General features: G+C 34.3%; 16 protein-coding genes. 10 read left to right on the forward strand and 6 right to left on the reverse strand.

Annotated elements, in window-relative coordinates; all coding sequences use genetic code 11:
• Nucleotides 1-37 precede the first annotated feature (37 nt).
• From GBO31_RS16230 to GBO31_RS16250, 5 genes are read right to left on the reverse strand one after another with little or no spacing between them, the layout of a single operon-like run.
• The gene (locus GBO31_RS16230) at nucleotides 38-1660 is read right to left on the reverse strand and encodes a hypothetical protein (protein WP_219009407.1); all 1623 of its coding nucleotides are present in this window, start codon (nucleotides 1658-1660) and stop codon (nucleotides 38-40) included.
• Nucleotides 1661-1676: 16 nt separating this feature from the next.
• A complete protein-coding gene (locus GBO31_RS16235; RefSeq protein ID WP_219009408.1) occupies nucleotides 1677-2828 on the reverse strand; it encodes an NAD(P)/FAD-dependent oxidoreductase in 1152 nt (383 codons plus the stop codon).
• Complete coding sequence (locus GBO31_RS16240) at nucleotides 2825-3271, reverse strand: hypothetical protein (protein WP_219009409.1); 447 nt, start codon at nucleotides 3269-3271, stop codon at nucleotides 2825-2827. Before GBO31_RS16240 ends, GBO31_RS16235 begins: the two co-directional genes overlap by 4 nt.
• Nucleotides 3272-3277: 6 nt before the next feature.
• Nucleotides 3278-5506: a LodA/GoxA family CTQ-dependent oxidase gene (locus tag GBO31_RS16245; protein WP_219009410.1), complete on the reverse strand. Its 2229-nt coding sequence runs from the start codon at nucleotides 5504-5506 to the stop codon at nucleotides 3278-3280.
• A gap of 15 nt (nucleotides 5507-5521) precedes the next feature.
• Nucleotides 5522-7777, reverse strand: coding sequence for a tyrosinase family protein (locus GBO31_RS16250; RefSeq protein ID WP_219009411.1), 2256 nt, complete (start codon nucleotides 7775-7777; stop codon nucleotides 5522-5524).
• A 237-nt stretch (nucleotides 7778-8014) separates the two neighbouring features.
• Between GBO31_RS16250 and GBO31_RS16255 the strand changes: the two genes are divergently transcribed.
• On the forward strand, nucleotides 8015-9853 hold the full coding sequence (locus tag GBO31_RS16255) for an FAD-dependent oxidoreductase (RefSeq protein WP_219009412.1): 1839 nt from the start codon (nucleotides 8015-8017) through the stop codon (nucleotides 9851-9853).
• Between the two features lie 38 nt (nucleotides 9854-9891).
• Nucleotides 9892-10899, forward strand: coding sequence for a heme-binding protein (locus GBO31_RS16260; protein ID WP_219009413.1), 1008 nt, complete (start codon nucleotides 9892-9894; stop codon nucleotides 10897-10899).
• A gap of 59 nt (nucleotides 10900-10958) precedes the next feature.
• Here GBO31_RS16260 and GBO31_RS16265 read toward each other — a convergent pair whose 3' ends face one another.
• Complete coding sequence (locus GBO31_RS16265) at nucleotides 10959-11876, reverse strand: LysR family transcriptional regulator (RefSeq protein WP_219009414.1); 918 nt, start codon at nucleotides 11874-11876, stop codon at nucleotides 10959-10961.
• Between the two features lie 161 nt (nucleotides 11877-12037).
• Here GBO31_RS16265 and GBO31_RS16270 point away from each other — a divergent pair, with 161 nt between their 5' ends.
• From GBO31_RS16270 to GBO31_RS16305, 8 genes are all read left to right on the forward strand, one after another.
• On the forward strand, nucleotides 12038-12259 hold the full coding sequence (locus GBO31_RS16270; protein ID WP_219009415.1) for a hypothetical protein: 222 nt from the start codon (nucleotides 12038-12040) through the stop codon (nucleotides 12257-12259).
• A gap of 502 nt (nucleotides 12260-12761) precedes the next feature.
• Nucleotides 12762-13340: a DUF4255 domain-containing protein gene (locus tag GBO31_RS16275; protein WP_219009416.1), complete on the forward strand. Its 579-nt coding sequence runs from the start codon at nucleotides 12762-12764 to the stop codon at nucleotides 13338-13340.
• 79 nt (nucleotides 13341-13419) lie between these two features.
• Nucleotides 13420-14187 carry a hypothetical protein gene (locus GBO31_RS16280; RefSeq protein WP_219009417.1) on the forward strand — a complete coding sequence of 256 codons (768 nt, stop codon included), beginning with the start codon at nucleotides 13420-13422 and terminating at the stop codon, nucleotides 14185-14187.
• Between the two features lie 71 nt (nucleotides 14188-14258).
• Nucleotides 14259-15890, forward strand: a complete 1632-nt coding sequence (locus GBO31_RS16285; protein WP_246615900.1) for a phage tail sheath family protein — start codon at nucleotides 14259-14261, stop codon at nucleotides 15888-15890.
• Nucleotides 15891-15931: 41 nt separating this feature from the next.
• On the forward strand, nucleotides 15932-16405 hold the full coding sequence (locus GBO31_RS16290) for a phage tail protein (RefSeq protein WP_219009418.1): 474 nt from the start codon (nucleotides 15932-15934) through the stop codon (nucleotides 16403-16405).
• Between the two features lie 83 nt (nucleotides 16406-16488).
• Nucleotides 16489-16932, forward strand: a complete 444-nt coding sequence (locus tag GBO31_RS16295; RefSeq protein WP_219009419.1) for a phage tail protein — start codon at nucleotides 16489-16491, stop codon at nucleotides 16930-16932.
• 11 nt (nucleotides 16933-16943) lie between these two features.
• Nucleotides 16944-17432: a phage tail protein gene (locus tag GBO31_RS16300; RefSeq protein WP_219009420.1), complete on the forward strand. Its 489-nt coding sequence runs from the start codon at nucleotides 16944-16946 to the stop codon at nucleotides 17430-17432.
• Between the two features lies 1 nt (nucleotide 17433).
• The gene (locus tag GBO31_RS16305) at nucleotides 17434-17598 is read left to right on the forward strand and encodes a DUF5908 family protein (protein ID WP_219009421.1); all 165 of its coding nucleotides are present in this window, start codon (nucleotides 17434-17436) and stop codon (nucleotides 17596-17598) included.

Here is a 17598-nt window from a genome sequence, read left to right on the forward strand (position 1 = left end):
CAAATTAGATTTGCTAATACTATTGAAGAAACACCTTCTAATTGGATGGTTTTTGAGGAACTCCTTTTTCCCACTGTGCTTTACCAAGTAACCAACTGAAATCTCCACTAAGCTGATCACCTGAGGTTAGCTTGCCATTTTTATATAGATAGATTCCAGCACTAGAGTGACATCCCATACAACTTTCTGTACCAAAAATGGTAATATCACTTACTGGATTTGCTTCCATTAAATTAGATGCGGATTGATTTCCTCCTTGAAAAAAGGTTTCCATAGTGATGTTAGTTAGTAAAGCCAAGTTGGGATTCCCACCAGGTTTATTAACCACAGATTCTGGTACTTTATAACCACTTTCTGTGTGGTTTCCTGGAGGAGCATTTTGATCCAACGGATATTGAGTGTCTATTAATTGATAGTATTGCCAAATGCTTTTTTGTTGCTTGAAATAAGTTCGCATTTTTTCATTAATACGTTGCACTCTTATTGGTATATCGACCATACGTTTTGCTTGCGTTTTCATAACATCGCTATTGGCAAAATACTTATCTGTAGTGCTGCTAGAAATTGTCCAAAAATCTCCATGTACACCTTTGTTATGAGTATAGGTTGTTCCATTATTTGTAACATCAACATTTACTGGACAAATCTCGCAGTTGGGATCTGTAAGTGATGGAGGGATCACCGTTGTTTTTCCATCTTTTTCAATTACGTTTTGATTTAAATTATCAATATGTTCAAAAGTAGACCATACCCATTGTTTGCCAGTTGGTGTTTTTTGACTTATATGAAAACCAATCATTCCTAAATCTTTTTTAACCAATGAAGATCCATCAGGGCCAATGATATATCCTTCTTCAGTATAATAACGATCTTTATAATCCTTATCTGTAAGGATTTTCCAGGCAAACTTAATCTCTATAGCTCCAAGTTTGTTCTCTTCATAGTTTCCTTTAGGGAAATTAGCTATGCCACTTTCAGAAAATTTGGTCTGCCCATTGATGTTATAAAGTTTGTTGGAAACGATATAATCAAATTCTTCTTTATTCATGAGTACTTCATATACTACTACATTTCCATTTTGATCAAAAAGTTTCCCAGCAAATGCTTGATCTACTTCATCTGCAATATCAAAGTTTTTAGTAGTTGTAGGTGTAGACGAAGAAAGAACAGCTCTAGTACTATGATCAGTAAGAACAGCATCTGATAACCCTAATCCCGAAGCAGTTCTTGGGCTTCCCCAAGGAGCTGGAGTTTTTCCATCTGCTCTATATACCTGAAAAGCTTCTTTCCATCCTAACCAAGTAGGATTTCCTTTATCTGTGAATTTTTCAGCTGGTTTTCCCTTTTCGTCTCTGGGCCACATAATAGCGATAAAGGCTTGCCAGCTATATTCATTGAATTTTTCGTTAAGTCCAAATATATCTTTTTTATCCTTGAATTTTTGTTGAATTACAGGATTTACATCTACTGGAATATTGGGAGAAAATTTTACAGGAGCAGGAATTTCTTTATAGTTATTTTCATTAATTGTTACTTCCGCAGTGTTTGTACTTTCGTTGACAGTAACTTTTTCATTACAAGAAAAGAATAGTAATAAAACACTTGCAATAAAGACAAGCTGATAAAGACTAGCGTATAAAAGTTGTAAAGTACGTTTCATAATATAAAATTTAAGGTTAATTAGTTATAGTGCTTAGTTGATGTCTTCTTTCCCAAAAAAGAGAATTGATATATCGTTTTTCCTGGGCGTAGTATTCCTGTCTTTTTTTTAGATACCCCTTATAGTCTTGCATAATGATGTGCTGATATTTTTTGAGACCAGTATCATCTCCTTTTAAAAAGTCAAAAGTCGCGTAAGCTGCAAATTGACTCATTATTAAGGATTTAAAGATGCCTAGAGAAGAAATAGGGTCATAGCTGGATGCTGCATCACCTACTGCCAGCCAGCCATTGCCAATTACAGTGTTTAGATACTGTGTGTGTGCAGCAATAATTTTTGGTTCGATAGAACTTTTTAAGTTAATTGTTCTTGAACTTGTATAGGTGGTATCGGATAAAAATTTAGTAAAGTTATAAGTCTTTCGAATTTGTATGTTTTTGGCAATGTCAGCATCTGTCATATATGAGATTACCAGTTTTTTATTTGGTAATATAGAACTATACCACCAACCATTGACATCGGTTTCTACACAAGTTCCAGTACCTAAACCTAAGCTGTCTTTAGTATGATCTGGGATATCATAAAAGCAATAGATACCTACCATTTGATCTTCTTTTATTTTGATAGATTTCTGGAGACTTGAAAATGCTGCTTTTTTTCCGGTAGCATCAATGATGAAACGAGATTTGATCAAAGTTTGTTCTTGATTTGAAATGGTTTTCAAATACCAAAATTTATCTTCGTTTTCGGATGATGTAATGCTATTTTCAAAATGTATAGAAACTCCCCTTTTTTGAGTTTCATTGATCATAAATTCATCAAAAGCAAGTCGATCCAGGTGCCAGCCATATCCATAAGGAGAATACATATATTCATTATGATATAATTGACAAGAACCCCAAGAAGCTGATGTGCCAAAAGATTGTTTGAAATTACACTTCATAAAAGAATCCCAGATACCCAATTGTTGTAATTGCTGTGAAGTCTGAGGCGGAATGGTCTCTCCAATCCTTTGAGAAGAGATGTTTTTGTATCGAATATCACAAGTACGTTCTATTATAGCAACACTTAAATGAGGTGCTTTGTTTTTTAGTGCTATTGCTGTGGCACATCCTGCCACTCCTGCTCCTATAATACAAACATCATATGTCAATTTTTTACTACTCATGAAGTAGGATCTTGTTTTACTGCAATCCACTGAGCAACAACTCCTGCAGGAGCGGTAGATTTGCTATTAGGGCCTGTAGGATGTGGGATTGCTCTGACGATAGACCCAACGAGTGCTGGACGTTGATCCACACCATTCATCCAGTTTGGTACAAAGTATCCTAGATAATTATAAATCCATTCAGCACCTCCAACAATTCCTTTTCCTTCAAATTGCAATGTAAAAGGATTGCCGTATCCAATAGATCCTTTTAGTTTTAATTCCCATCCAGGACCATAGATCAGACCATCTAATGTTTGAAATGGAGCTTCATTTATTTTAATGTTTCCTCTTCCAAATTCTAAAGAATCAAAATCCGCATCTAGATCTGGATTGCTCAAAAAACTTCGATAGGTCCATATTCCAGTTAAAACTTCTGGAACGGAATTGATAGTTGTATTCATGATTGTTTAGTTTGAGTTATTTTCTTTGTTGGATTCGCCAAAGCTTTGTCCTAAAACGCGATTGCCTGGTTTTACAGGATCACCTAAAGCCTCATTATTGCGCTCTACTTGATAAAACTGTCGTGTAATACCTTCTCCTTCTGTTACTAAAAAACCAAGGTCTTTCCAAGCTTGTACCATTTGAAGATCTCCTGCATTATTATTAGGTATTCCTGATGCCCAGTATACCTGAGTGTAGTTTGGAGTTCCATTTTCTACCGTTCTTTCCTGAACTACAATTGGTCTATGTGCTGGCCACCAAGGGATATTGTACGCTATTTGCTGTTCTACAGGATCACCAATGGATTCTGGATAAATATTGTTCCATTTTGTATAAGTGGTATTAATATTTTGGAAGGTACATTCATGAAAATCTGCTTGCCAAGGAATTCCGATATATTTCGTAAGATCCCCAGGTTCCATTCCAGCAGCAATATTAGGAGCAGTACTTCCATCTTTATTCGCAATAGGTTGAGGAATGCTTAATCCTCCAGCAATATAAGTAGCATGTTTTATTCTATAAGGTTCACTATATATTGCTGGGTTATCTACAATCCATGAGAGTTCTCCTCCAGGACAAAATGCGCCACCCAATACATTACTTAATACACCTCGATCAATTCCAATTCCTGTTGTTGGCGGATTTGCCCAAGGATTTGTACATGTGGTATTACTTTCTCCCCACTCATCACACTCATTTACAAATTTTCCATTTGCCCATTGTTTTAAGAAAAACAATTGAGTTTCTGTCATTGAAAGGAATTTTTGAGGTGCAATATTGGTTAATGGATTGTCTCCACAAAGTAGTGGCATCAATCTGGGTTTATTGGATGTAGGATTATAATTACCTTCTACCTCATAATTATTAAGTTGATTGGTTTGTCTCATGATTCCGAATACAAATTGTCTTAATCTGTAATAAGGGTCTTTTCCATTTTTTGGTGGAATGGAAAGCGTTTTATAATTTAGATTACCCCCAGTTCCTCTATTATGAGGGTCACCACCGCCAAAAAAGTCAAAGACAAAGGTGTATTTAAAATCGTCAGGCCTTCGTAGTTGAGGCCATAGCTCTTTATAAAACTTCGGATAATAATCTGGATTGTAATGTGCTTCATTTCTCCAGATATCAAATTCTTCAGGTGTTTTTGGGTTATTAGTTTCCTTTGTAAAAGGAGGAACTCCAAATACCTGTGGATCATATGCCATTTTGCGAACAAAAAGATCATACATTTTTTCATCYATCGTAATCATATCTTCCATTTCTGGTACATATCGTGGATAGCCTACAACAACCCACGCAGGGACTTGTACATCCATCGTTCCTGTAGTTTTTACCWTTTTTTCTTTATCCCCATCATAGACGGTATCCATAAATGTATATTGAATCTTGGCAGTTACCGGTCCATCAGAAATATCATCAAACCACCCATCATTATTTACAAAGCTTTCGATTACAGGAGTTTTGGTGGAACCTGAATTCCCATTTCCTCCTAATACAATTAATCGAATGTTTTTTTCCTGTTCATTCACTAGTAAACTGCCTAAGGTTTCTATAGAATTTGGTTGAATATCAGAGGGAGGAAAGGTCTGCGGATAGGATACCTTTTTGTATTTACTATTATCCATTTTCTTGCTTTCCGAACCAAATTTTGCAAAAGATCCTTTATTGTTTTTTAGATTTACCGTTAGTGGTCCAGGATCAATAATCAGTTGTCTTCTTAGATCAGGTTGTATTACTTCTGGATTTCGAAGTGGATGATCAGGTGCATATCCTTGTTGTCCGTTAGTTTCTTGAAATTCATACCAGGAAGCTTTTTTATTGGCTAAATGTACTGTCCAATCAATGTCTGTAACTTTTCCCTGAACGATTCGTGGAGCGGTTACTGCTGTCTCATATACAAAATTATACGTACCTCCTACTTTGATTTCTTCGCCTTCTGTATTATCTCCGTTGTATGCGAAAACTCTAAATCTTGCAGCTTGTTTTTTTATTTTAGATAAATCACTACTATCCTTGAAAGAGCTTACTCTTATTGGATTTCCTTTAGAGTCTTTTTGTTCTCTACCCATTTCATCACAGGCAATTGGTAAAGTTCCTGCTTGTTCTGGAGTTAAATAAAAATCATCATCCGTATTACCAAGTCTGGCGATTCCAATACTTGGGTGAATCTTAAAAGTCGTATATGTATTGTCCATTATGAGTTGCTTTAATTAGTCCATGAAGTTTAAGGATACACCATCAATGTATACAGCGTTGTCTATTGGTTTGCCATCAATTCCTATAATGACCAGTTGAATTGTAATATCCTTGGAACCATTGTTTAAGACACGTTGCACTGCATCCGTAGCATTGATTTTATAATTTCTAGGTTCGTGATGATGTAATTGCCTGAAATCAAAATTTCTTGTTTTGTCTAGCGGTAGATTACAATGTCCTGGTCCACCATAACAGCTTCCATGAAATGTGGAAATTTCTTCTACAAAATGATCATTTCCATTGGTTGGAGTGTCTATAGAAGCATCAGGACTATTCAAAAAGATTCTTATATGTGCATTTGGTAAATTACCACGCTGTACACGATGAATTTTTATTTCAGCTTTTCTATGGGTATCTAATGTGTTTGCTGAAACTGTAGCTGGAGCACTGTTGAATTTTACCAATCCCACTTTACTTGAAACATCGTAAAATACAGAATCTCTCATGTAGGTATATCCTAGTTTTTGAATACTCATAGTGTCCTGAACAGTCATAGACCATGGAGCCAATACAGCGTTCATCTCCTGAGGTGTCCCATTATGCAATTCCTGCCATCTCGCCCACAAACGATCCACATTAGAATGGTGTGCCCAAAATAGTGGATCAAAAGCTGTAATTCTATTATCTGTCATCCATCCATAGATTGGATTTTCCTGATTTTGCGGATCTGCTGTAAGGCTTAAATCAGCATAAATTTTTTGCCACTTGGTATTTCCTTCATAAGGATAATTTGGATTCGTACCACCAGAAAAGTTATGCATACCATTATGCACTTTCTCTAAGGAACCATAGTGATGGTCATAAGAGGGCCCACCACCAAAATCTCCAAAATTATCTAAAGAAAGTAGTAGATTGATATCATCTTTGGTGGGATAATGAGATAGAGGTCCCATTGATCCGGGCCATCGGTTTGGAAACCAAAGCGGATTAATTTCTTTAAGTGTGTTATAAATAGCGCGAATTTTATCAGACCATACTGCCACATTATTCACATTGATAATTTCATAGGGAATACTAGCTGCTTTTAAAAAGCGCAATCCAGAGTTATAAATAGTTCCTTTTTTTACTATTTTTTCTAAAGCAGTAATTTCTTTCTTAGTCAGTATTGATTTTCCTTCGCTTGTCTTTTGATCTTTTAGTTTATCTAATCCTTTTTGAGTTAGGAAACAACCATAAGCCTCGGGAAGGACTCCTAAGTCATATTTTTTGTTATTAAATGTATTTTTGTTTTGATCTGCATAATCCATCCAAGACCAATATGGCAAAGCGATGTCTTGATCATAATCTTTTAATTTTTGTTCAAAAAAATAAAGATACAATCGATGCCAGGTAGTAAATTGCTCCCATCCATGCTGACAGGAGTCGGTATGAATTCTTGCCCAATAATCAAAACTTCGTTCATCTTGCCAGTAATCTGTATACTGAAACATACAATTCAGTGCTTCTCTGAATGTTCCTAATTCCTCTTTGGATAAGGAACTAACCTCTTTTCTAATGGTTAAACCTTTATTATCTCTATGATCCTGATTTGTTTTGTTCGTAGATACTGGATGTAGTAATTCACCCTTGGCTAGTGCAAGATGATTACTGTTAGTAGTAATGCTTACTTCTTTTTTAGTTTGTTCTTCTTCTAAATTTAAAGGACAGTCTGAATCGATCCAGTTGGATATCGTTTGAATTTGATCAGCAGAAGCTGTTGCTTTAGCATCCCATAATAATTTCGGGAAAATACTACCGTCAAAAGGATACAAACCTTTTAACCCTTTAATTATAGCCGACTGATCACTCCTTTTGTGAATTGGTGGATTGCTTCCTCCTCCTCCTCCTTCACCTCCAGAAGGCCAACAATCTCCAATAGATGTAGTGATTGGTGGTTGTTGTACTGCGGATACAGCTGCTTGCTTTGAGACAGTATCCGTAGCGTTTTGTGATGATCCACAACATCCATCACTTTTTGTTGTAGGTTGCGTGGCGGGCAAAGACGAAGAATAGGAATCTGTCGATCCACAACATCCATTCCCTTCACTTGTAGCACTATCATTCTTTGGAGCAATGAGACGTTGTCCGTACAATGAAGCAGTCATAAATACTTTTGGATCTAACCAAAAAGCATGTAGTCCTTGATAACTTGGAACTGTTTTCCCCTGCAATGAGTTCAGAATCTCTTTTACACGCTCATATTGAGATGTTTTTTTCTTTTTACCGGACATAATTGTGAGTTATAATTTTTAAAAAAAGCTGTGCCTCTCAAAGTTATATACGTAAGGGAATTTTTGGTATAGGTATAAACACCTGATTATTGTTTATGAGGAAGTTATGGATAGGCTTATTGTTGATTTTGGTTTAAAAAAAACAGGGGTTTTTACGCTTTTTTTTGTTAGAAATAATAGTAGAACTTTGGGAAACCCCTTCGATTTATTATTCACATTTTTTAAATACTAAACAACATGTCCATCGCAACATTTAATGAAATTTCTGATCAAAATGAGATCGATATTGCCATCATCGGAGCTGGTATTTCGGGCCTTTATTGTGCCTATCGATTAATTAATCATCCCGATTATAAAGGGAAAAAAATAGCAATTTATGAAAGGCTTAATCGTACTGGAGGAAGATTACAATCCGATTTAATTCCTATTCGGGGAAATCACAAAGTTTCTGATAATAATGGAATTCAGAATTATTATGACCAAGTACATATTGACTTAGTGAAAGAAGAGCAAGGGGGAATGCGATTTAATTATGGAATGGAAGAATTAATGACATTAAACGGTGCGCTTAATATTTGTGATGATATAGTGCCTTTTCCTATGTCTAGTGCTGATGATACGAATAGATTTTGTATTAGAGGTCATAGCTTTTCGTTAGCAGAAGCAAATGCAAGTGGGAATATGATATGGAGTCAATTATATGACCTATACCCCGAAGAGATTGGATTAAGCCCAGTTCAGATTATCACCAATGCCTATAATAGAATTCTTGAGGCAAACGACATTATCCTTACCGAAGATCAAACACCGGATTATTGGCAAAAATTCAGATTGCATTTTAAATGGAAAGATATCCCAATGAACGAATGGCAGTTATGGGGATTATTGAGAGATATGGGCTATTCTGAGGAATGTATAGAAATGCTAACAAATACCATTGGATTCGCTGGACCATTTAAATCTTTGCCGAATGCTGGAGATGCTTGGCAAATTTTGGCTGATTTTCCTAAGGATCCAACTTACTATACTTTTAAATATGGCTTCAGCACATTACCGGATGCAATTAAAAAGGAATTAGAAGGAAAAGTTGCAATTTATTTAAGTACGAATATAGATAGTATTCATGGAGAAGAAGATAATTTCACCTTACATCTTACAGAAGCTCAGGAAGGGCAAAATGCTACACCAAACATACCTTGTGGAGAACATAAGGAAATAAAAGCAAAACAAATTATATCGGCAATAGCTGCAACTGGATTCAAATCACTTTATGTTAAATCGCCAGCATTATATACTACTTATGGAGACCATGATGGAATGAAATTATGGGAGAGTATCAATGGAGTTTTGGGAATGAATCTGATGAAAATTAATTTCTATTTCAGAGAAGCTTGGTGGTATACAGGATCAACAGGCAGACCAAATATTGAATTTGGTCCTAATTTTACAGACCTACCTATTAATTCTATTTATCCTTTTTATTCTGTAGAGGATCTCAATGTAGATTCAAAAACCGGTACGGTTTCCATAATCACTGGAGAAGAACCTGCGGCATTAACCTTGTATTGTGATTTTAATCATACAAATTTCTGGAAAGGACTACAGAATGTGGGGCCGAAATTCTCATCACCGTTACAAGAAAAGTATAACGAAATGGAATCTCAAACTGTTTTTCCGGCCTCTCAGGCCGTGGTTGCAGAAGCACGCAAACAAATGGGATTATTATTTGGAGTTACCAACATTCCTGATCCAGTTTTTACCAGTTATCGACTATGGAATGGAGAAGATGATTTTGAGCATGCATACCATCAGTGGGAATTAAATGTAAATGATAAGGAAACTATGGAATATTTATCGAATCCTCTTCCAGGATTTTATATGTGTAATGAAGCTATTTCTGATATGCAAGGTTGGGTAAATGGTTCCTTAAGATCCTGTAATAAAGCCTTAGATAAAATATCCAATGGCGCTATCCAACCTATGGATAATCCTCCGTGTAAAAATAGTGTAGAAACCGGCGAAAATATATCAAGTGGGAAAACACCTCTTAGAATTTCAAGAGGATATTGGGGATAAATCAAATCATATAATTTTTAATCTTAAAACACATTATTATGTCAGAAAAAGAAGCAACCGTAATGTCAGCAGTGACACCACCTGTATTCCCTGAAACTTTAATCAATGAACCAAAACAGACGAATCCTGCTCCTAATATTGAGGGATTAGGACCTCTAAGTCATTTAGTAGGAACTTGGACAAATCAAAACTTAGGATCAACAGATAAAGGAGGAACAGCATCCCCTTATTCCTATAATATTATGCCATTACCAGTAACATCGGTACCTGCAAAATATATTTTGAAGAATTTTACATATTATGAAGAGATTACATTTTCACCCATTAATGGAAATGCCCCGAATAGAGGAGGCGATTACAATCAAAATGCTAATGTACTTTTCTATGAACAGCGAATATACTTTGCAGATGGGCCTGATAAAGATAAATTAGTTCATGCAGAAAATGGTTCTTGGTTATTTTTGGTTACTGGAACTGAAGCTGAAGGACCATATGGAACTACTCCTGTAGTCCCACATTCTGGACCTATTCCACAGCAATCTGTGTTAACCAACGTTGCAAAACAAATCTCAGTGCCGCATGGAAATTCTATCCTAGCGCAAGGTGGTATTAAAGGATATCCAAATACATACATTAACAATGGTCCTTTGCATATCGATGACTATCCCGGAAATGTAATTCCTTCAGGAATTAATCAAACGCCTTATACTACCAAAAGTGTAGGAAATCCATTTCCAGATTTAAACATGAATCCAAATCAACCATTACAACATGGAGTTAATGAAAACCCTTGTGTAGAATATATCCAATGGGGAGTTGATACGGAAAATCCAGTAGCAAAAGGATCGGTTACTAACATTCCTTTCGAAAAACAAAAGGCTAATGTTATAGATTATAATGCTAACTATTGGTTACAGGCATTTACAAAAGGAGGTGAATTTACGCAGTTGTCCTATAATCAAACGATTCTTATGAATATTCCAATTGATGGAACTATCATTAAATTTCCACACATTACTTGTAATACGTTAACTAAAAAACAATAGATTTTTTGGAGATGCCATACATTGTATTAAGAATTATACAGTGTATGGTATTTTTAAAGTTAATCCAGAATATGAAATTTATTTTTAATAATTTCATCTTTTTCTTCTTTAACATATTTTAGAAAAGCCTCTGCGACTGGAGAAAACTTTTTATTTTTTAGCCATATTAAATTCCAAATAGATTTAATGGGGAAACCTGCTACAGGGATAATTTGTAAACGTCCTGCTTCTAAATCATTTCGAATACCGATTAACGGCATTATAGAATAACCCAATCCCGCAATAACAGCCTGTTTTACAGCTTCGTTAGATGTAAGCTCCATTTTTTTTCGAACGGGTAAATCATTTCTTTCAATATAGGCTTCCATAGTATGTCTTGTACCCGATCCAGATTCTCGATAAATTAATGGAAGTTCTGTGAAAATAGATTTGCTGTATTTTTTTTTGTTAAACTCTTCAGAAGTGTTTCCTACCAAATACAGTTGATTTTCCATAAGTTTGGTCTTCTCAATTTGTAAATTTTTTGGAAGTACCGAAACCAGGGAAAAATCTACAGTATTTTGTTCTAAACTCTTGATAACCTTTTGTTTATTAGTTACATCAAGAATGAGATCAACACCTTTATGCTTTTTCATAAAATCGGATAGGAAATAAGGGATGATGTATTTGCCGGTAGAAACAACGGAAATTTTTAATACACCTGATAATTCTCCTTGATAAGCATTCGTTTTATAACTTATTTGATTTACTTCATCAATTATCTTTTTTGCTGCAATGGCGATTTCTTTTCCAAAATCTGTAACGTATAATTTTCTGCCAATTACTTCGGTTAGTGGAATTGGAAATTGATCTTGAAAATTCTTAAGCTGAATAGAGACTGCGGGCTGAGTTAAATGAAGTTCCTCAGAAGCTTTAGTAATGCTCTCTTTCTCTGCAATTTTTAGAAAAATCTGTAATTGATGCAATGTATAATTCATAAACAAAATTAATGATTATGATTACAAATATAAATGAAAATATATGAAAAATATCATTTAAATTAGGTTTGAGAATATGAAAGCTTTTGATTAACAAATATTTATGAAATCATTTTAATAGATGTTAATTAGATCTAATGTTTCACCTAAAATAAAAGAATATGGATTTACTGAAAAATGCAAAAGAATTCCTTAAAAGAAGTATGAGTAACATGAGTACCAGTGATCGTGTATCAGCTTCTCGAGAAGCAAAGACATTAGTTTTAAATATCAATGAAGTTTATAAAGAAAATAAAGACCCAAAACTCATGGATGTGATGAAGTTGATTACTCAGAAAAAAAGAAAGATAGATAAAAGGTTAAGAGGGCTTAGTACCTTATAAAATAATCTTTATATCAATAAGTATTTGAGTAGAAATAATTACAAAATACTTTAAATAATGCTTTTAAATGTTAAAAACCAACTTGAAAAAGAAAGATTAACTTATACATGAGTTTGAATTAGTTAGAGAGCTATATAACGCCCTTTATAGCTCTTTATTTGTGATGCTTTCATTATCAATTATTACCTAAGTAGCTGCTTTCAAGGGCAGCTACTTCTTTTTTACTCATATCTATTAAATATCTTGGAAAGATATACTTCAAAATCCTTCCCTTTATATCCAATGAAATAACATTTCCAAAAGAAGAAGTTTCCCTAATAAATATAGTTGATTTCAGTTAGTTTTCTTTGATTTTAGCTATATGTCGTAATTGTCATAGTGTGTTGATTTATGACAATTGTTTTGTCGGAAATTTCTAATTATTTGCCGGACTACTACTACTCTTCAAGTGGTTTAGTCAGGTACCTTTGAAACATCAAAAATCAATAAACCAAATATAAAGATGGTCGATGTTGTATTAACAGTTTTAAAGGATAAACTCAATGAGTATTTTAAGAATGTAGTGGGTACTACAGAATCAAATATTATAGATTTTATAAGTACGAATAATAATGATCCGGTTTCTTTTACTAATGATAAAATAACTCCTTTTCTTATTAATATTTCTGAAGATAGAAAATTTAGAAATGCAGATCAATACTCAGGGATCGTAAGAAATGGTATCAAAACCCAAGCGAATCCGGAAATAAGAATTGAGTTATTGATTTTGTTTGTATCTAAGTTTAATAAATATGATCAAGCACTTAAATTTTTATCTCATTTGATCAAGTTTTTTCAGGTAAACAGAATCTTTGATCCTTTGAACGCTCCACAGTTATCAGAGGAAAATATTGAAAAGCTTATAGTAGAACTTATCTCTCTCCCTTTAGAAGAACAGAATCAAGTATGGCATTCTTTAAATACTTCTTATCTGCCATCAGTATTATATAAAGTTCGTCTATTGTCATTTATTGATGAACAAAGTATACAATTTGTAGGAGAACCATTATCAAGTATAGCATTGAACACTGGTCAAAAATAAGAATCGGTTTTGCCAGTAACCGATTACAGGTTCTAGCAGCGATTTAATAACGAATAGAATTAAAAATATAAGTAAAAAGATGAAATATCGTGAATTCTTTCAGGTGGAAATGATACATCCATATTTTTCAGGGATGCCCAAGGATTTGGTATTGATCCCTGATAATGATACTAAAAACCTCTTGATTAACTTGGGTTATATTCTGAAAAAAGAGGCTGACGGAATAAAAGTACTAGCTCCGATTCATCCAGAAAATAACACCTTTCCGGCTTTAGACGAAAAAGATGTCTTCACTTTTTACATATATCCTAAGTCCGCCGATATTCAGGAAATTACAGACTTTTCTGGTATAGAAAACGGAAGCATAATCTCCTTTACAAATCTTGATCAGGATGGTTCAGAATTAATTACAACCCAAATAGAGAAAAAAGAAACTTTTCAAGGTTTTTCTGCCATAGCAAATATTGTAATCACAGGAAATAAAATCAAAACCAATAGTGTTGAGCCAATCAAGTTTCAAGCGAGATTCAAGGCAAAATCTATCAAGTGGAAATACTATTTTGTTTCTAATACTGAAGATGCTACTATAAGCTTAGAATCCAGAGATGATCAAATTACTTTTACAGAAATTACCTTAGATGAAAGTACTGCTGATCAAATAATAAATTCTATTCGATTAAATTTTCCCAATTCTCCAATAAAACTTTTCGAATCTAAAGGTTTAGTTCCTTACAGCAGTACACCTATTAAAAATATTAAACTGCTTCAAGATGGAGATATTCTTATAAATCATTTACCTAATCCCCGATTAGAACAACAAGGAATTCAAATAATTAAAATTAAGTAAGAAAAGGCATATCTGGAGAATCGTATTGGTCTTTGGAAATGCCAATTATAAACATTTAAAACTATTAAAATATGTCTAGATTTTTAACACCAGATGTGTACACTGAGGAAGTTCCTCTTTTGCCACAATCTGTAGCTGAAGTTTCCACTGCCATACCTGCTTTTATAGGGTATACTGAAAAAGCGGTAAAAAATGGAAAAGATATCGGAAATATGGCTATTAGAGTATCTACTCTATTAGAATTTAAAGAAGCCTTTGGAGGTGCTCAGACAGCATCTTTCAATGTAAAAGTTAACGACGATAATACTATAGGAAATATAGAGGTTACAGCTCCTCAGCATACCTTATATCATGCAGTTGATTTATATTTTAAAAATGGTGGAGGAGATTGTTATATAATTTCCATAGGAAGTTATCAGAATGATTATAACAAAGCATCATTTTTAAAAGGACTTGAAGTCTTGAGTAAAGAAGATGAACCTACTTTGATTATGCTTAGTGAAGCTGTTAGATTGGATACTGTGGATTATCATGAAGTATGTCAAAGTGCACTAGCGCAATGTCAAGAATTAAAAGATAGATTTTGCATTTTCGATATTCAAAAAGATGATGAAGACGCAACTTCCTTTAGAAATGGAATAGGGACTAATAATTTAAAGTATGGAGCTGCTTATACACCATATTTGCAAACATCTCTAACCTATAGATATAATGAAGATAATGTTCTAATTTCAGGTTCTTCAGCTAATGCAGCTGTTCAATTAGAAATAGCAGGAGCTATTAGAGTTGTGTATAATGGATCAGTGCAGGATGCTCCAAAAGTTAAGATCAATAAAGGATCTGGTAGTATACCTTCTTTTAGTATTTCTGAAGCAACACTGACTATAAATGTTGGAGTTGGAACTCCCGCTAGTGAGATTATCGATACCTGGAATTCATTTTCAGACAAAGGTGATTTTGATATAACCTTATTAAATGGAGCTACTATCGTAGAATCTTCAACAGGGACAAGCGATCTTATCAATACTGCAGATGATGAGGTATCTGTTAGTTTATCATCAATAAAAGAATCTCGTTCAGAATTATATAGTAGAGTAGTTAGTGAAGTATCTAAACAACGCATCGTTTTACCTCCAAGTGCTGCAGTTGCAGGTGCGTATGCAACCACGGATAGAGAACGTGGTGTATGGAAAGCTCCAGCAAATGTAAGCTTAAATGCTATTATAGGACCGGTAAGGAAAATTACTTCTAAGGATCAGGAAAAACTTAATGTAGATGCAACAAGTGGTAAATCAATCAATGCCATAAGAAGTTTTGTAGGAAAGGGAACTATGGTTTGGGGTGCACGTACGCTAGCTGGAAATGATAATGAATGGAGATATGTATCAGTACGAAGATTATTCAATATGATAGAAGAATCTACCAAGAAAGCATCTCAATTTGCTGTTTTTGAGTCAAATGATGCCGTGACTTGGTTAAAGATGAAAGCCATGATTGAAAGCTTTTTGTATGGGATATGGCAACAAGGAGGATTAGCAGGAGCTACAGAAGAACAAGCATATTTTGTAAATATCGGATTAGGTAAGACCATGACGCAACAAGATATTTTGGAAGGAAAGATGATTGTAGAAATAGGACTGGCAGCAGTACGTCCTGCAGAATTTATCATACTGAAATTCTCTCATAAGCTACAAGAAGCATAATTAGGCTAAAAAAATTAATGAATAAGTAAAAAGTAAAAACAATGGCTTTAACTAAAGAACAAATAAAGACAGATTACCCCTTAGTAACCTACAATTATAGAGTAGATATAAATGGAGTATCTATAAGTTTTTCAGAAGTATCAGGTTTAGAACTATCCTTCGAAACAACAACATACAAGGAAAGCTTTGCTACTGGAGGAAAAGTAGGACCGAATATTATGTATATGCCTGGACAGATTCAACCAGTAAATATATCCTTGAAAAAAGGATTGGTAAAAGGAAAGAGTATTCCTGTTTTTTATGACTGGATCAATGACATACAGTTGAATCAGGTGGACAAAAGAGATATTGTAGTTCATCTTTTAGATGAAACTGGTAGTACAGTGGTTAGCTGGAAAGTTATTGATGCCTTTCCAACCAAATTGACAGCTCCTTCTTTTGATGCCAGTTCTAATGATGTGGCGATAGAATCTATGGATTTAATGGCATTCCGAGTAACAATGGAAGAAGCATAGCATTTAGGTAAAGTAAACAAGTCTATTCTAAGAAATAAAACCAGAATGAGAAGTCAAATATAAATTTAAAAAACCGATGTATTGTGGCAATAGATAAACAGAAAATTAGCAAAACCTATCCGTTACCAGTATATAATTATCAGGTAACAATTAATGGAGTTGAGATCATGTCGTTCTCAGAGATTTCGGGCTTAGAAATTGATCACGATCATGTATTATATCGACACGGTTTTAGCTGGGCAGTAGGTGATCATTTAATTCGAGGACAAAGAAAACCAATTAATATCAATTTAAAGAGAGGTTTAATTAAACGGCGCAGTGATTTATATAATTGGATTAAATCTGGTGAAAAAAAAGATATCAGGATAGAACTCTGTGATGAAGCTGGGATGGGCATCGTAGTTTGGGAGGTTTCTCGAGCATTACCTTTCAAATTAGATGCTCCATCGTTTAGCGCTAATGCAAGTGAAGTTGCAATAGAGAGCTTGGATTTAATAGCTCATGATTTACGAATAAAACACAATTAAGGATTTACAATATGTTAGATGTTTTAAAAGCAATAAATTTTGCAGACCGCGAGCCTACATTATCACACAGATTTGGAGTGTTCTTTCTTTCAGGAGGAGCAATTCCCAATCCAATAGATCTTAGATTTCAAAAGGTCAGTGGTATAAGTACTGAAATGCAATTGGATACTATTAATGAAGGAGGACAAAATTTACATGCTCATCGCATGCCAAAGAAGATGAATTACAATAACCTGGTTTTAGAGCGAGGTTATGTAGCAGGTCCGATCCCATCTCCTTTAAACATTGAATTTAATGCAACATTTTCATTGTTCAAATTTAACCCTTCTGATGTGCTGGTTACGTTATTTAATGAAGAAGGAATTCCAATTGGTGGATGGTTATTCTTAAAAGCATATCCTGTAAAATGGTCCGTATCAGATTTGGATGCGCAATCTAATTCTGTTGCTATAGATACTATGGAGTTAGCATATACAAGATTTCAAATCTTAAGAATATAAAATGGCAGTAGAGATCAAAGAAATTGTTATTAGGGCAATCATTTCAGATGCTTCTCAGACAGGCGAAAAGGATCAACCTATTGATCGAAAAAAAGAGCAGCATGATGTGGTACAGGAATGTGTACATCAAGTATTAAAAATATTGAAAAAGAAAAAACTCAGATAG

Origin of the sequence: Aquimarina litoralis (assembly GCF_019295435.1) — a bacterium.
Lineage (GTDB): Bacteria > Bacteroidota > Bacteroidia > Flavobacteriales > Flavobacteriaceae > Aquimarina > Aquimarina litoralis_A.